The organism is Fulvitalea axinellae (assembly GCF_036492835.1).
Taxonomy (GTDB): domain Bacteria; phylum Bacteroidota; class Bacteroidia; order Cytophagales; family Cyclobacteriaceae; genus Fulvitalea; species Fulvitalea axinellae.
On record NZ_AP025314.1, the window covers coordinates 4,151,491 to 4,167,056 of the forward strand.

The following is a 15,566-nucleotide window of genomic DNA, read 5'->3' on the forward strand; positions in this document are numbered from 1 at the left end:
ACAACCGGGCGGTCCTTCATTTTTTATTTACTAAGTCTTGAACTCTAATTCCAAGCCCTACACAGATTCCTACTTTCCATACTCACTCAATACCTTCTCGTAATACCCTTCATAGTGCGGAAGTATATTCTTCAAGTCAAACTCTTGCGCTCGGGCCAAGGCTCGCGACTTGAAGCCGGCCAAGTTCTTATCGTCCAGAATCTCTAACGCATATTTGGCCATGGCGTCCACATCTCCTACCGGGGTGAGGAAGCCCGTTTCTCCGTGGACGTTCAGCTCTGGCAATCCTCCGATATTTGTGGAAACAACGGGCACTTCGCAAGCCATTGCCTCAAGGGCCGCCAAGCCGAAGCTCTCTTTTTCTGATGGCATCAGGAATACGTCCGAAAGCGACAGCACATCTTCTACGGCGTCTATTTTACCCAGAAAACGAATATCGCCGCACACACCCAGCTCACGGCAAAGGTTTTCCATATTCGCCCGCTCGGGGCCGTCGCCTACCAGCAGAAGTTTTACCGGCATTTTCTCCCTGACTTTTTTGAATGTCCGGATGGCGTCTTCCACTCTTTTTACTTTGCGGAAATTCGAGGTATGGACCATCAGCTTTTCACCGTGGTCGCAAATGGCTTTTTTGAAATGTTCCTGTTTTTGCTTTTTAAATCGGTCCAAATCCACAAAGTTGGGAATCACTTCTATATGGGACTGGACGTTGAATTGATCCAGCGTTTCTTGCTTCAAAGACTCCGAAACAGTTGTTACGCCATCGGATTCGTCAATACTGAACGTGACAACGGGCGAATAGGATGGATCTTTCCCCACCAATGTGATATCCGTACCGTGGAGCGTGGTTACGAAAGGAATATCGAGCCCTTCCTTACGCAAAATAGAGCGGGCCATAAAGGCCGCCGAAGCGTGGGGAATAGCGTAGTGAACGTGTAGAATATCAAGCTTCTCGTAGCGCACCACCTCCACCAGTTTTCCGGCCAATGCCAATTCGTACGGCGGGTAACGGAACAGCGGATAATTGCGGACGTCCACTTCGTGGTAAAATAGGTTTTCGTTGAAGAAGTCGAGCCTGCAAGGTTGCGAGTAGGTGATAAAATGGACTTGGTGCCCTTCTTTTGCCAGGCCTTTGCCCAGCTCGGTGGCCACCACGCCGCTTCCGCCAAAGGTGGGGTAACATACGATTCCGATTCTCATAGTCGGTTTTTTGAAGATGTGTTTTGTCGTCGGTGCCGGTAAAAATCGGGGATTACCGGGCGGAATGTCCGTTTTTCGCCGGAAATTTCTGGTCCATTTCATAAATGGACTCATAGACGACGTCCTGAATGTGCGTACGGATATTTTGCTTAATTAGTTTCTTGTTTGTGTTACTTGGATACACTCTGTTGGAAAGAAAAACATAAACGAGATTATGGTCCGGGTCCGCCCAAATGGTGGTGCCGGTAAATCCCAAGTGGCCGAACGCGTTCTTCGAGGCCCGCGACGAAGTCGGGCCGTCGCCTTTCACCACCGGTTTGTCCCAACCGATTCCCCTGCGGTTGCCGTTGCTTCGCATAAACGGCGAGGAAGTGAATTTCGCCACCGTGTTTTTCGGATAAAACCGGTACCCGCCGTAATAACCGTCTTGCAGACACATCTGGAGCATCACGGCCATTCCGTAAGCGTTGCTGAACAGTCCGGCGTGGCCGTCCACACCTCCGTTTAGCGCCGCAACCGGGTCGTTTACGTATCCTTGAAGCACTCCGTTCCGGAAATAGTTGTCGCGCTCGGAAGGCACGATGGCTTTCTTATCGAATTTATCCCAAGCCAAAAAACCTGTGCGGTTCAGGCTCAGCGGACGGTAAAAATTCTGATCCATGAATTGATCCAGAGGCTGGTTGGTCTTCTTTTCCACTATTCTTCTGAGAATGTAGAAACTCTGGTCGCTGTATTTATAATTGTACTTGAATCCGTTGCTCTTTCGTTGCGGTTTTCGCATTTCGCAATCCAACGTCCAACGCCAAACCGAATCTGGAAGACTGTTCAGGCCATACATTCCTGTGGCCACTTTGATGCTGTATTTATCCGAAGGCTTTGACCGATAATAAACATTCTTGACCGAATCCTGTATGGTACGAGCCCAAAAAGGCTTGTACGGATACAAACCGGCCTGATGCGTCAACATATTGACAATCGTAACATCCTCTTTATTCGTCCCGACCATTTCCGGCAAATGCTTCGAAGCCTTGTCATTGATATTGATTAGCCCGTGACCTTCCAGCAACATCGCTGCTTGTAGCGTAGCCGCCACTTTTGTAACGGAAGCCACGTCATACACACTTTCCCGGGTTACCGGCCGACGGTCGCCGTAGGTATACGTGCCGTAGCCTTTCTCAAAAACCACTTTCCCGTCTTTGGCTACCAACACTTGGCAACCGGGCGTAGCTTTGGTTCTGACAGCTTTGATCGCCAGTTTGTCGATCTTCTTCAATACTTTGGAATCCATTCCTACTTCCTCGGGCGTAGCGTAACCCAATCGGCCGAGGGCGGGAGTTTTTACGCCTGTCCCCACCGGAAATTCCTCGCATGCGCTGACGGGAATCGTCCCTTTGCCGGGCAAACTTCCGAAAACCACTTCCGCCGAGGCTTGACGCATAAAGCCGTTATCTTCATATGCGCAAATGATATGATCAAAACCCGTAACGTATTTCAAAGCGTACGGTGATCCGTAAAGAACCACAACTACCTTTTTCCCTTTCTTCCGAAGGCGTTCGAGCATATCAAGTTGCCGTGTGTCCAACCCGTAATGGGAGCCGCGTCTGCGAGTCATGCCATGAACTTCGACCAATACGGTTTCGTATCCTGACAGTTTGTTTTCCGTAGCTTTGTATCTTCCATTGGAAAAATCATCTCTGGAAAGGTTGAAATGCTTTACGGTAGCGTAACGCTCCGCCGAGGTTTGGAAAGCCGTCTTCTGTTTTCCGGCGTTTAAAGATAAGCTCGCGATAGTTGTAGTATCCGGCATTCGCAATGGCAAGTAATCACCTTTGTTCCGAACCACAGTGATTGCGCTTTCGTAAATTCTTTTTGTCAAAATACCGCTAACGGGCCTTCCCAATTCGGTTTTGAGACTCTTGACATCTATCCTTTCATTTTGATCCAATCCCGCCCAGTACTTTGCATAAAGGATCTTTCTGACCTTTTTGTCTACGGTCTCTTGGCTAATTTCCCCGTCCCGTACGGCCTTCTTGATCGCCTCTATAGCTTTGCCAACATTCTGGGGGAAAAGCAATACATCATTGCCCGCTTTTATAGCCTTTACTTCTATCTCGCCCGATTTGTGGTTTTTGGCAACGCCCTGCATATTGAGGGCGTCGGTGAAGACGAGGCCTTTAAAGCCCATCCGCTCTTTAAGCCAACCATTGACAATTTTCGGAGACAAGCTGGCTGGACGCCCAGGCTCGGGATCCAGAGCGGGAACGTTGATATGCCCAACCATCACCGACATCACTCCGCTTTCAAGCGTTTTCCGAAAAGGATAAAGTTCCGTAGAGATAAGCCTTGTTGTATCATGCTTGATAACCGGCAAGCCCACGTGCGAGTCCGTACCGGTGTCGCCATGGCCTGGGAAGTGCTTGGCACTGGCGATAACTCCGCCGTCCTGCAAGCCGGCAATGTAAGAAATAGACTTCCTCGCCACATTCTCCTTGTCTTCTCCAAACGAACGGCGACCGATCACCGGATTGGCCGGATCGCTATTGATATCGACAACGGGAGCAAAATCGACATGGATACCCATAAGCCTGCACTGCCTTGCGATCTCTCGCCCCATTTTATAAATAAGCTGTTCGTCTTCGGCTTCCATCGCCCCCATCGTCATCTGGTACGGGAAGTCCAGTACGCCGTCAAGTCTCATACCCAATCCCCATTCGCCGTCTATTCCTATCAGTAAAGGCGTCTTGCTTTGCGCCTGATAACGATTTGTCAAGGAAGCTTGCTTTGCGGGAGTCCCTTGAAAAAATATCAGCCCGCCCAAGCCGTATTTATTAATGAGGCTTTCGATTTGGCGTGCGTGGGTCTCGGTTTTGTTAGAATAAGTCGCCACCATCAACAACTGGCCAATCCTTTGGTTTTGGTCCAAGCTATTGAATACGCTGTCCACCCACTGTTCCTGAGCTTGGTTAGGGAGGTTTTGGCCTTGGGCCAAAGAACTGAAAAACGCCAAGATCAGGAGAGTCCAGAAACTTGGGAAAACAACTTTTTTGTGCATAGAGGCGTAAGTCATTTTATGTACTAGAAAATAAAGACTAATTTTGCTAAAAATAGATAGAGAATCATGAGATTCCCATCATTATTCAGATTACCGAAACACGATCGCTTCGAATACCGCCCGCGGCATTACGATCCGGTCAAGGAGGAAATAGAAGAGCGTACCGCCAGAATCAAGCGAGAACTGGGCCAAGACGCCAATGGCATCGACAATAGGCACAGGTCCCGGATTTCTCACGGATTCAAAGTCAGGAAAAAGGAGAAAGTCTCCACCTCCCTGGGCTTGTTACTGCTGGTCATCGCCATGATCGGGGCCTTCTACGGCTTCGTGTACGGAAGCGACATTGTCCTGTACGCCAGTGGGGCCGTAGCGCTCGTATACCTTGTTCTCCGACTGAAAAGGGTTATTTAAAACCCGCAGAAGAAAAACGCAAAAGCACGTCGATTCATGTCTGACATTATCCGTTTGCTCCCGGATTCCATCGCTAACCAAATCGCCGCCGGAGAGGTCGTTCAGAGACCAGCCTCCGTAGTGAAGGAGATGATGGAAAACTCCATTGACGCCGGTAGCGCAAATATACAAGTTATCGTCAAAGACGCGGGCAAAACGCTCATACAAGTCATCGATGACGGGGCGGGAATGTCGGAAACGGATGCCCGCATGAGCTTTGAAAGGCACGCTACGTCCAAAATACGAAAAGCCGAGGACTTATTCAGCCTCCGTACGATGGGCTTTCGCGGTGAGGCCGTAGCCTCGATCGCCGCCGTGGCGCAAGTGGAGCTCAAAACCCGGCGCGAGGAGGACGAGTGCGGAACACTAATCCGGATGGACGGCTCAAAGATGGAAAGCCAAGAACCCGTTTCATGTTCGAAAGGCACAAACTTCACGATCAGAAACCTGTTCTTCAACATTCCGGCCCGCCGGAATTTCCTTAAGTCGAACGGCGTGGAAATGCGCCATATCATCGACGAGTTCCAGCGTGTGGCTTTGGCCAATCCGGAAGTGGGGTTTTCGTTGGTACACAACGGAACGGAGACTTATAAACTCCCCGCGGCCAAACTGAGTAAAAGAATCGTGTCGCTTTTCGGGAAAAACTACAAATCGCAACTGATTCCTTGCGGTGAAAAAATCCCGAACCTGAACGTACACGGCTACATCGGAAAGCCGGAATTCGCCAAGAAATCCAGAGGCGAGCAGTTTTTCTTTGTCAATAACCGTTTCGTCAAAAGCTCGTACCTGAACCACGCCGTGACTCAGGCGTACGAAGGACTTCTGCACAAAGACGCTTTTCCTTTCTATGTGATATTCATCGAAATTGATCCGAAACAGATAGACGTCAACGTCCATCCGACAAAGACGGAAATCAAATTCGATGACGAAAGGACCGTTTTCAGCATCATTAAAGCCACCGTAAGGCAAGCGCTGGGCACAAACGGCGTCACGCCTTCGCTGGATTTCGAGAGCAACATCAATTTCAACAGCTTCTCTTCCGCCGATATCCGAAAAACGATCGAAAGCGAAAGCATCGGTTCCGGAGCCGGCCCCGAAGAGATTTCCTCCGTCAAGAACCCGGCTCCGAAAACAACTTCTTACGAAAGGTTCAGCAACGCACCGAAAAGTGGCGGGGGCTCTTGGGAAAAACTGTTCGAAAGCAGTGACACAAGTGACCTGTTGTCGGAAAATTCCGAAAAACCGGAAAGCCACTCCGCCCCTATCGAATCCGAGCCGGAGCCTTCTTATTCCGCTCCGATAATCCCAGAGAAAAAGGATGAACCGAAAGCGGAAGCGGAAGCAGAAACGTCGTCAATGACCTTCAGCAGCGCCGCCAACGAGATACGGATATTCCCAGAGACCGAAAGCCGAAACGGCTCCGACCGAAGCGAGGAACCGTTCCAACTACACGGCACGTATGTTGTGACCCAAGTAAAATCTGGCATTATGCTGATAGGCCAGCAAGAGGCCCACGAGCGGATTATGTACGAACGTTTCTCCACCCAGCTGGTGATGAACAACGGAACTTGCCAACAGTTGCTGTTTCCGCAAACATTGTCGCTAAATCCCGCTGACGTGGCGCTGGTTTCCGAACTTTCCGAAGAAATCCGGGCCTTGGGCTTTGCCTTCGACCTTTTGGAAAATGGCGCCTTAACCATTTCCGGCATCCCGAACGACTGCTCGGGCACCGACGCCGGCGACCTTTTCGGAGGGCTCATCGAACAAATCAGGAAAAACGAGACGGAACTTTCGCTCAACAGACAGGACAATATCGCCAAAGCGATGGCCAAACGTTCGGCCATCAAAACGGGCCAAGCCTTAAAATCTGCCGAAATGCGCGCTTTGATCGACCATCTGTTCGCCTGCAGCAATCCAAACTATTCTCCCGACGGCAAGCCTACTTATTACATCCTGAGTATGGAACAAATCGCCGGATTCTTTGGGAAAAACTGAACTGCCTGACTAGATTACAAGGCAGAAGTCCGGAGCAGAATCATTCTCCGCAAAGTTCAAAAAAGAAATCAATCGCTAATGTTTAATAATCTCACGCCGATAGTAAAGAATCTATTGCTGATAAACGTGGCGGTCTTCGCCTTAATCAACCTGTTGCCCTCTGGCGGAGCGTTGGTAAACTGGCTGGAGCTTCACTATACGTTCTCGCCTGGTTTTAAACCATACCAGTTCTTCACGTACATGTTTACGCACGCTTCATTTATGCACCTTTTCAGCAATATGTTCGGACTGTTTATGTTCGGACCATGGCTGGAAAAAATTTGGGGTCCGAAGCGCTTTCTATTCTTTTATATAGCTACCGGAGTTGGCGCCGGATTACTTTATTCGGGAGTTTCTTACTTCAGTATTCGCCCAATGCAAGAAGCGGCGGAGACTTTTTTGATGAATCCAAACCCCGAAGCGTTTAACGCTTTTATCAGCAAATTCACGCCGGACAGGGTTTATCGCGGACTTCATGAGTTTATCCAGCAATATGCCGGAAACCCAGAAAGCGAGTCGGCGATAATGCAGGCAAAGAGTTACGTTCACGAATTGGTCAGCTACAAAGTAAACACCGGAACAATCGGCGCTTCCGGCGCAATTTTCGGGATTTTGCTGGCTTTCGGCATGCTTTTTCCAGAAACAAAACTTATGCTGCTCATTCCTCCCATCCCGATAAAAGCGAAATATTTTGTGCTCTTTTACGGGGCCTACGAACTATATGCGGGCTTTCGGGCCAACCCGGATGACAACGTAGCCCACTTCGCACACCTTAGCGGCATGCTCATTGCCTATCTAATTTTGAGGTATTGGCGTAAACAAAACGGGACGTATTATTGATAATGATAGTACATGATGGAGAGAAGGGCTAAGTAAAGTGGGAAACGGCGGATGGAATGATTCGGCGAGGGAACTTTTTCGACAATTAGCCGTCCGGAACACAATTCCGCATGTTTGGGCTCGTTAACTATCAGACCGGAATATGGCATGAGAATTTTAGAGGATTTCAAGGAAGTATTTAGAAAGTCCAACAACGCGTTGGCGCAGCTGATAATGATCAACATCGCTGTGTTTGTGGTACTGAACCTGCTGAAGGTAATTCTACACCTTTCCGGCTCGGCACCAATGTTCACAAAGCTTCAAGAGTTTGTGATGATGTCTCCTGACCCGTCCGAACTACTGTTCAAGCCGTGGACACTTTTTTCCTACGGAATCGTACATATGGGAATTCTCCATATTCTGTTTAATATGATTGTGCTCTATTGGTTTGGGCAGATCATCATGAGCTATCTTGGTAGCCAAAAGCTCCTGAATCTGTACATATACGGAGTAGTGGCCGGAGGCTTAATGTACTTGATAGGCTTCAATCTGGTCCCTTACTTCCAACAACAAGCGTTGGGACAAGCTCCATTGCTGTTAGGCGCCTCCGCTGGCGTTTTGGCTGTGGTCGTAGGCGCCGCGGTCTTATTGCCAGAGTACACGATTCACCTTATGTTCCTTGGGCCGATTAAGCTCAAATATATCGCTGCGGTTTATGTCTTCATTTCCATAATCCAAGTCATCGGTGACAACAGTGGCGGAGAACTGGCACATCTGGGAGGCGCTACATTAGGCTACGCTTACATAAGACAGCTCCAACATGGACGCGACCTTGGACGCCCATTGGCCTGGTTGTTCGAAAAAATAAAAGACTTATTCTCCAGACCAAAAATCCGGGTAACGCATAAAAACGCATCTTATTCATTCGGAACGGAAAATGTCTCAGGTACAAGAAGCCGTAGTGAAGAAAAATCGGCTAACCGCATCATCAACCAAGAAGAAATCGACGCTATTCTAGACAAGATATCCGAAAAGGGTTATGACGCACTGAGCAAAGAAGAAAAGCAGATGCTGTTTAATGCCAGTAAGAAATAATCATCTGATATAAAGGGGGCCCAGACTAACATTGTAAGCAGGCAGGAAGACAGGAAGCCATCAAGCCACACGTATTGTGGTTGCGAAGTTATCCCAATAAAGTCCATAGTTTTGACAGTGACTAAAAAGTTGCTTCGCATCAAGTTAGCTTATCCTTAGAGAAAGGAAAATTCATTTCTTATTGGAGGAAAATCTTTTTGAAGCTAAAAGTGAGAGACACTGAAGCGCTTAGTTTTAACTCCTGCTGTGACCATATAAAATAGAAAAAGGGAGCCACACGGCCCCCTTTTTCATATCGCAATCTACTTACATTAATTAACGTCCCACCAAACTTTTTTGTCTTGTCTATCTTCTCCATAACCAGAGGTAGACAACGACGCTTTAAGATTTGCTTCGTTCAGGTCATCTTCCGTCAAAGGATATCTCAACCTTGTAGGAATTACGTCTGAAAGGGCATTCTCATGTATACCGCCCGCTGGCATCTTGAAGATTCCAAAATCCAAGCGACGCCACTCTATCCAACCTTGAGCATTTTGGTTATATAGCGCAATCCATTTCTGGGTACCTATCGATTTCTTCCAATCCGACGCATTATAAGTCAGGTTATCCATATACGTCTTTGCGTCCGCCGCCGGTACTTCCCAATAGTCCATTGACGCTTGAACAGCCTTTTTAAAATGGTCTTCGGCAGACCCTGCGATAAAACCGCGTTCTACCGCTTCGGCGAGCATAAACTCTTGCTCAGAGTAAGAAAGCAATACTGCCGGCATTGTATACTTATGTTTCGGTCCAAGGCCAGAAGAATAAAGTTCTGTTTTCTCTGCCTGAGCTACGGATTCAAGCTGACCAAACGGACGGCCAGCATAACCGACTCCCTCTTTCTTGGCCTTTGGTGCGAAACTCATCAAGCGAGGATCATCCATCGACTTCAGGTAATTCACGAATGTGTCGCTAAACGCAAAGTCATTTTGACCTCTACCGCCAAGGTTAAAGCTTAGGGGGTTCGCATTCGCCGCATTGTCTTCAAATACCAACGACGCTTCCTCATCATTACCCGCAAAGATACTAGCGCTTGACGCCTCTGCGAAAATAGATTTTGCGGTAGCCTCATTGACATCCGCCATTCTCAAGGCCAAACGCATACGCAAAACATTGGCAAACTTTTTCCACTTGGCTATATCGCCACCGTAGATAACGTCTCCCTTAACAGCTGCTCCCGAAGCGTCCAGCATATCGTGAGCACTTTTGACATCGGCAAGTAAGGTAGTGTAAATAGACTCCTGCGTATCGTATGCCGGAGTGAGGTTATCTCCCAACTGAAAAGCTTCCTTGAAAGGCGCATCTCCCCAAATGTCTGTCACAACCTGCATGTTCCATGCTCTAACCAATGTTGCTATGGCGACATAATTAGGAGTTTCCTCTTTCTTTATGACAGTAGTCAAGTCCATCATTGAACCCGCATACATGTCTCGCCAGAGGTTTCCTATCGAACCGTCGCGAAGCTTATACCGCGACTCGTTTGTATATTCTTGTTGAGTCCAATACTGGGCCCATAACATTCCAAATCGACCTTGGTTCCACTCATCGTGCAGAACACTCATCATCTCGTACTCTCCGCCTGTCAACAGATATGCAGAGGGAACGTCTTTGGCATTATCAGGATCTGAATTTAATTTTTCAAAATCATCGTCGCAGGCAACCAGTCCAGCAACCAACGCCAGTCCTGAAAGCCACCTTTTATAGCTGAATTTCTTCATCTTCGAATTTTTAAAGTTACGTAAAGGGGATCTTAGAACTTGAAGTTCAGGTTAAAGCCATATGATCGGAGGCTTGGAGTAGCGCCACCCTCAACACCCTGAACATTGCCCGAGTTTGTAGTATACTCAGGGTCGATGTGCGGAATATCGCTATGAAGGATTGCCAAATTTCGTCCGATAATAGACATTGTCACTCCGTTCAAACCAAGTTTGGAAGTCACAGTCTTAGGCAGGCTATAGCTCAAACTCACTTCTCTCAATTTCACATAGCTAGCGTCATAAATGTCCGCTTCCTGGATGAAGTACCCGTTATTAGACTGATGGTAGGCTACCGCTGAGATATTTTTAGTGTTTTTACTTCCGTCAGCCATCACGCCTTCGGCCACTATACCTTTATTTCTAACATCTCCTGAAGCTGTTTCTTCAAAGATTCCTGAATAACGCCCCCACATATTGGTAGTAGAGAACATCTCGCCACCAAAAGATCCATCAACCACTACGTTCAAGCGGATCCCTTTGTAGCTTATAGTGTTGGTAATGCCTCCTGTCCAATCTGCCATAGCAGATCCTAAAGCAACTTTATTTGATGTAGCCGTATATTTACCGCCACTATTCACAAGCTTCTGCCCGTCTTTTCTCTCATATGCAGTACCGTAAATAGTTGCGTATGGCTCGCCTTTAACGGCTTCTACTGTCACACCAAAAGGAGCTGTACCCAATCTTAGGGTTTGCAAATCACCCGTTATATCAACCAGTTCGTTTCTATTGCGAGAATAGTTTGCCGCAACATCCCAACGGAAATCTCCTAACTGGAGCGGAGTCGCACTCAACACAACTTCGAGACCGTGGTTTTTCATTGAACCTGCGTTGATCCACATTCCGGTGCCACCTGTCGAAGCTGAAATGCTAACAGGAATAATCTGGTCTACCGAATTAGAGCTGTAATATGTCACATCAAGACCCAAACGGTTATCCAAGAATCTCACGTCCATACCAAGTTCGACAGAAGTGGTCTCTTCAGGTCTTAGATCTGGGTTATTGCTTCTGTTCGGGAAGTTAAATATCGGTTGAGCGGCAAACGGTCCATCTTCCCTCGACGTGTACACGTTAGTAGTCCGGTACGCTCCAGTATCATTACCCACTTTGGCCCAGCCACCTCTGATTTTACCAAAAGACAACCAAGGCAAATCCTGCAACGAAGGTAATTCAGAGAACACAAAGGATGTAGTTACCGATGGGTAGGTAAACGACTGCCCCGGCAATGACGAAGACCAATCAGAACGTATTGTCGCATCAAGGAAAAGCATGTCCTTATAGCCTACTGAAGCACTACCGAACACACTGTTTACGGTCTTATCATATCCGTCATCCGTAACCAAAGGTTTTTCGTTAGAATTAGACAAGGTATAGAGTCCCGGAACACTCAAGCCATTCACTGTCTCCATCCTGTTTCTGCGATAAGACTCCAATCTTCTGTTCAAACCCGCAAAGGTTACCAAAGACAGATCTTGTCCAAACTTCTTGTCGTACTTCAAAATGAATTCGAAATTTGACTCTTTTTTACGGCGAATATCCTCTGTATATGATCCTTTACCTTGGGCGTCATCATTGATTGTCGAACCTACAGCCGTTCTTTCGCGACGAGAATCAGTATAGAAATCTGTCATTCCCTTAAATGTCGCAGTCAATTCAGGAAGAATCTGATAATCAAGACTTACATTTCCGAAGAACCTTTCCCTATCGTCATCCTGAAAATTCATGTGACGAACCCAATACGGGTTATCAGAATACTTCATTCTCGGGTCCGTAGCACTTATACGGTTCCAGCCACGTTGTGACCCATCTGGATTCATATAGTTTTTGTGCTCCTCATTGCTCCACTGGCGCTGTCCCCACTGGTTAAACTGCTGGAATACGTTTTGTCCATCATAGCCTGTACCCGGACGCCCCAAAGCTTCGGATCCCACGTAATTTGCTTTCGCCGCAACCTTCAACTTACTATTAAGCTGTGTACTTGCCGAAAAGCTCAAAGTATGTCGAGACAATTCACTGTTAGGAAAAACACCTGATATTTCCTTATTAGTGTAAGAAAGTCTAAAGTTAGAGTTGTCATTTGCGCCCGAAAGAGCCACGTTATTGGTAAACGTAACACCTGTCTCAAAAAAATCTTTTACGTTGTCGGGATTAGCTACCCACGGGCTAGTGCCCAACTGGTTCGTAATACCCTGCTCGTAAGCAAAAAGGTCATACCACTGAACAACCTGTTGCCCATCAAGCTTAGGGCCCCAGCTCATGTCCGTAGCATACGATGGAGTTGGCTTACCCATGTATTCCCCAAACTTCTGCGATCCGCCACCACCATACTCGTTTTGGTATTTAGGCAATTTCAAAACACTTTCAAACGTCACTCCTGAATTGACAGAAACGCCAACGCCTTTCTTCTTCTTACCTGACTTTGTAGTAATCACAATCACACCGTTCGAGGCCCTAGAGCCATAAAGTGCTGCCGCGGCGGCACCTTTCAGAACGGTCATGTTGGCTATGTCATCCGGGTTTATATCCTGCGCCGCGTTTCCGTAGTCATAACCGCCACCGCCTCTGGCCTGGTCAGCGCCGTTAAAGTTAGAGTTATCCAAAGGAATTCCGTCCACAACAAACAATGGCTGGTTGTTTCCATAAATTGATGTTGCGCCACGAACGAGAATTCTCGAAGACCCGCCCATGTTTCCGTTACTGTTAATCTGAACACCTGCAACTTTTCCCGAAAGAGAGCTTACGATATTGGTCTCCCTGACTTGTTCAAAACTTTTAGAATCCAAAGATTGAGCGGCATAACCAATCGAACGCTCATCTCTTTCAATTCCCAAAGCCGTAACAACCACAGACTCCAACTCTTTGATGTCCGCAGTCATCACCATATCAACCACTGACCTGTTGCCGACAACGACATCTTCAGTGGCCAAGCCGATAAAAGAAAAATTGAGAACCGTGTTTCCTTCCGGAATCTTGAGGGTGTATTTTCCGTCAATGTCAGTCGCCGTGCCCAGCGTACTTCCCTTGACTTTTACAGTTACACCGGGGATCGGTTCCCCGGATTCTTCCGCCGTAACCGTACCGGTGACGGACCTTTCTTGTGCCATAGCCGACGCAACAAATGCGAAGGCCAAAAGGACATTGAGCAGTATCCTTCTAGTCATAGATTTGAACAATTAGTTAATTAATGTATCGAGGTTTGATATCTTAATTAATTATTAAAAAGTTTATAATGCAAAAAATCACAACAAAGTAGGTAAGATAGTATCGTGATGAGGTAAAATAACACCACTAGACCGGTTAAACCGGATATAAACCATTCATACAAACACGCTCAACATTATGGATTTAACCATAAAAACAGAATAAACATAAAAACAAAACAACATAACTCCTTTTCAAATAAAAAAATTAAATAAAAATGATCTTTAACAGGTAAAAATATGAATAAATAAAACATAAAAGACCTCTCCCAAAAGAGGTATGGAGAGGTCTTTTTTGAACATTATTCGAAAGTTATTTTACTCCTACTGCATCCACCAAATTTTCACATCAATGTCATCTCTGCCTCCAATATTGGCTACAGCCGCTTTATAGTTCTCGTTATTGTTTACGTTCTCGCCGTCGGGATAACGTAAACGATACAAGTTTTCGCTAAATGGAGTTTCTTTCGGTGTCTTACGCGTCCGATATGTCAGAAAATAAGCTTGATCCGGCTGCCTGAAGTGCGAAAGCCATCTCTGTGAATATATTTTCTCCAGCTTCTCAGCTTCGGTTCCTTCATATTTGACTTTAGGGTGATCAAACAACGCAGCCAACACTTCGTCATTCTTATTCGCCGTTACCCATTCCGGCTTATTTTGCCACATCGGGGTATTCTCCGCTATTTTGTCCCAAAAGATTACAGACTCGCTTATTCCGGCCTCATAGTACTGTTTCGCCATCGCTTCGTCCTTGGACACCCCAATGCCTCTGAGATAAGCCTCCGCCAACACAAACTTGGTTTCGGAAGATGTAACCCAAAGTTCAGGAATGTATTCCTCGTCCAAAATCAGGTAAACATTAAATGGTGAAAAGAGGTTCTCCTCGCCTTTATTCGAATAGTCGTTTTTCCTCTTGTTGTGATATGGACGGCCTCCTTCAGCATCAGTACCGGCATCCGGAACTTGAGGGTACGGACGCCACTCGCCGGCATTATTAGGCTCGAAAAAGATGTAGGCTCTCGGATCAAAGATACCGCTTCCGTCTTTCTCATCTGAATCCGAAATTAATCGCCAGGTGTTTGTACCTAACCTCAAACCACTTCCGCCACCTTGGCTGAAAGCCCAACGTTTTACCCAATCGGTAAAGCCGAAGGCTTGATACCATACGCCCACATCCTGCCCCTCTTCCAGTATCAAACCCGACTGGACCACATTCTGGATAATTGCCGAAGCCGCTCCCGGGTCTTTCTCCGCCATTCGCATAGCGTAACGCAGGCGCAACGAATTTGCGAATCGTTTCCACATTTGCGCATTTCCCGCAAAAAACGGATCGTAATTCCCGATTCCCAATTGGTCTTCTCCAGGGTTTTCGACTAACATATTGACACCATCCTCAAGCTCTTTCAGCAATGTTGCGTACAGCGCTTTCTGGTCTTCAAACTTGGGCCGAAGTATCTGTTCGCTTCCAGAGAAGAAAGCGTATCCGGCTTCGGAATAAGGAATATCACCAAAATAATCCACAACCCTTAAGGCTCTGCCCGCCATGAATATCTTGAGCATTCCCCTGATATTATCTACCTTATAAAGGGTATAAGCATCGAGTTCAGATTCCAGCTTTCTGGCATTTTTCATCATGTCGTAGAAGCTGTTCCAAATACCGCTGTTACTCCTGACCACCGCATCAACTCCCACGTTCTTATATTTGCCCGCAAGCTGAGTGGCCGGGTAGTATTCTTCATTATGCAAAAACGCCTGCTCTCCCCATTCCATTTTCATGGAGGACATCACTCCGTTAAACTGAGCCTTAATGTGGCCCAATGTCGGATTCTTTGGCGGGCGGTTTATATCTTCAAAATCGTCGGTGCATGACAATGAGAACATCATGGACATCACCAGAATAATATTAAGTGCTTTCTTCATTTC

The 15,566-nt window shown here is 47.0% G+C and carries 9 protein-coding genes; 4 read left to right on the plus strand and 5 right to left on the minus strand.

Features of this window, described 5'->3' with window-relative positions; all coding sequences use genetic code 11:
• Positions 1-69: 69 nt before the first annotated feature.
• The gene (bshA, locus tag AABK39_RS15735; RefSeq protein ID WP_338392299.1) at positions 70-1,200 is read right to left on the minus strand and encodes an N-acetyl-alpha-D-glucosaminyl L-malate synthase BshA; all 1,131 of its coding nucleotides are present in this window, start codon (positions 1,198-1,200) and stop codon (positions 70-72) included.
• A gap of 52 nt (positions 1,201-1,252) precedes the next feature.
• Positions 1,253-4,252 carry a glycoside hydrolase family 3 N-terminal domain-containing protein gene (locus AABK39_RS15740; RefSeq protein WP_338392300.1) on the minus strand — a complete coding sequence of 1,000 codons (3,000 nt, stop codon included), beginning with the start codon at positions 4,250-4,252 and terminating at the stop codon, positions 1,253-1,255.
• Between the two features lie 66 nt (positions 4,253-4,318).
• Here AABK39_RS15740 and AABK39_RS15745 point away from each other — a divergent pair, with 66 nt between their 5' ends.
• The 4 genes from AABK39_RS15745 to AABK39_RS15760 all read left to right on the plus strand — a co-directional run bounded on the left by AABK39_RS15745 (position 4,319) and on the right by AABK39_RS15760 (position 8,650).
• Positions 4,319-4,663 (plus strand): hypothetical protein, encoded by a 345-nt coding sequence (locus AABK39_RS15745; protein ID WP_338392301.1) that lies wholly within the window; start codon positions 4,319-4,321, stop codon positions 4,661-4,663.
• Positions 4,664-4,699: 36 nt separating this feature from the next.
• Positions 4,700-6,697: a DNA mismatch repair endonuclease MutL gene (gene mutL / locus AABK39_RS15750; protein ID WP_338392302.1), complete on the plus strand. Its 1,998-nt coding sequence runs from the start codon at positions 4,700-4,702 to the stop codon at positions 6,695-6,697.
• A 78-nt stretch (positions 6,698-6,775) separates the two neighbouring features.
• Positions 6,776-7,576 (plus strand): rhomboid family intramembrane serine protease, encoded by an 801-nt coding sequence (locus AABK39_RS15755; protein ID WP_338392303.1) that lies wholly within the window; start codon positions 6,776-6,778, stop codon positions 7,574-7,576.
• A gap of 147 nt (positions 7,577-7,723) precedes the next feature.
• On the plus strand, positions 7,724-8,650 hold the full coding sequence (locus tag AABK39_RS15760) for a rhomboid family intramembrane serine protease (RefSeq protein WP_338392304.1): 927 nt from the start codon (positions 7,724-7,726) through the stop codon (positions 8,648-8,650).
• Positions 8,651-8,961: 311 nt separating this feature from the next.
• Here AABK39_RS15760 and AABK39_RS15765 read toward each other — a convergent pair whose 3' ends face one another.
• The 3 genes from AABK39_RS15765 to AABK39_RS15775 form a co-directional block, all read right to left on the minus strand.
• Positions 8,962-10,407, minus strand: a complete 1,446-nt coding sequence (locus AABK39_RS15765; RefSeq protein ID WP_338392305.1) for a SusD/RagB family nutrient-binding outer membrane lipoprotein — start codon at positions 10,405-10,407, stop codon at positions 8,962-8,964.
• A 32-nt stretch (positions 10,408-10,439) separates the two neighbouring features.
• Positions 10,440-13,604: a SusC/RagA family TonB-linked outer membrane protein gene (locus AABK39_RS15770; protein ID WP_338392306.1), complete on the minus strand. Its 3,165-nt coding sequence runs from the start codon at positions 13,602-13,604 to the stop codon at positions 10,440-10,442.
• Between the two features lie 363 nt (positions 13,605-13,967).
• A complete protein-coding gene (locus tag AABK39_RS15775; protein WP_338392307.1) occupies positions 13,968-15,563 on the minus strand; it encodes a SusD/RagB family nutrient-binding outer membrane lipoprotein in 1,596 nt (531 codons plus the stop codon).
• Positions 15,564-15,566: the final 3 nt, after the last annotated feature.

What these genes read in the sequence shown, in the direction of transcription:
- bshA (WP_338392299.1), bottom strand. Translation starts at nt 1,200, where the DNA reads ATGAGAATCGGAATCGTATGTTACCCCACCTTTGGCGGAAGCGGCGTG.
- AABK39_RS15740 (WP_338392300.1), bottom strand. Translation starts at nt 4,252, where the DNA reads ATGCACAAAAAAGTTGTTTTCCCAAGTTTCTGGACTCTCCTGATCTTG.
- AABK39_RS15745 (WP_338392301.1), top strand. Translation starts at nt 4,319, where the DNA reads ATGAGATTCCCATCATTATTCAGATTACCGAAACACGATCGCTTCGAA.
- mutL (WP_338392302.1), top strand. Translation starts at nt 4,700, where the DNA reads ATGTCTGACATTATCCGTTTGCTCCCGGATTCCATCGCTAACCAAATC.
- AABK39_RS15755 (WP_338392303.1), top strand. Translation starts at nt 6,776, where the DNA reads ATGTTTAATAATCTCACGCCGATAGTAAAGAATCTATTGCTGATAAAC.
- AABK39_RS15760 (WP_338392304.1), top strand. Translation starts at nt 7,724, where the DNA reads ATGAGAATTTTAGAGGATTTCAAGGAAGTATTTAGAAAGTCCAACAAC.
- AABK39_RS15765 (WP_338392305.1), bottom strand. Translation starts at nt 10,407, where the DNA reads ATGAAGAAATTCAGCTATAAAAGGTGGCTTTCAGGACTGGCGTTGGTT.
- AABK39_RS15770 (WP_338392306.1), bottom strand. Translation starts at nt 13,604, where the DNA reads ATGACTAGAAGGATACTGCTCAATGTCCTTTTGGCCTTCGCATTTGTT.
- AABK39_RS15775 (WP_338392307.1), bottom strand. Translation starts at nt 15,563, where the DNA reads ATGAAGAAAGCACTTAATATTATTCTGGTGATGTCCATGATGTTCTCA.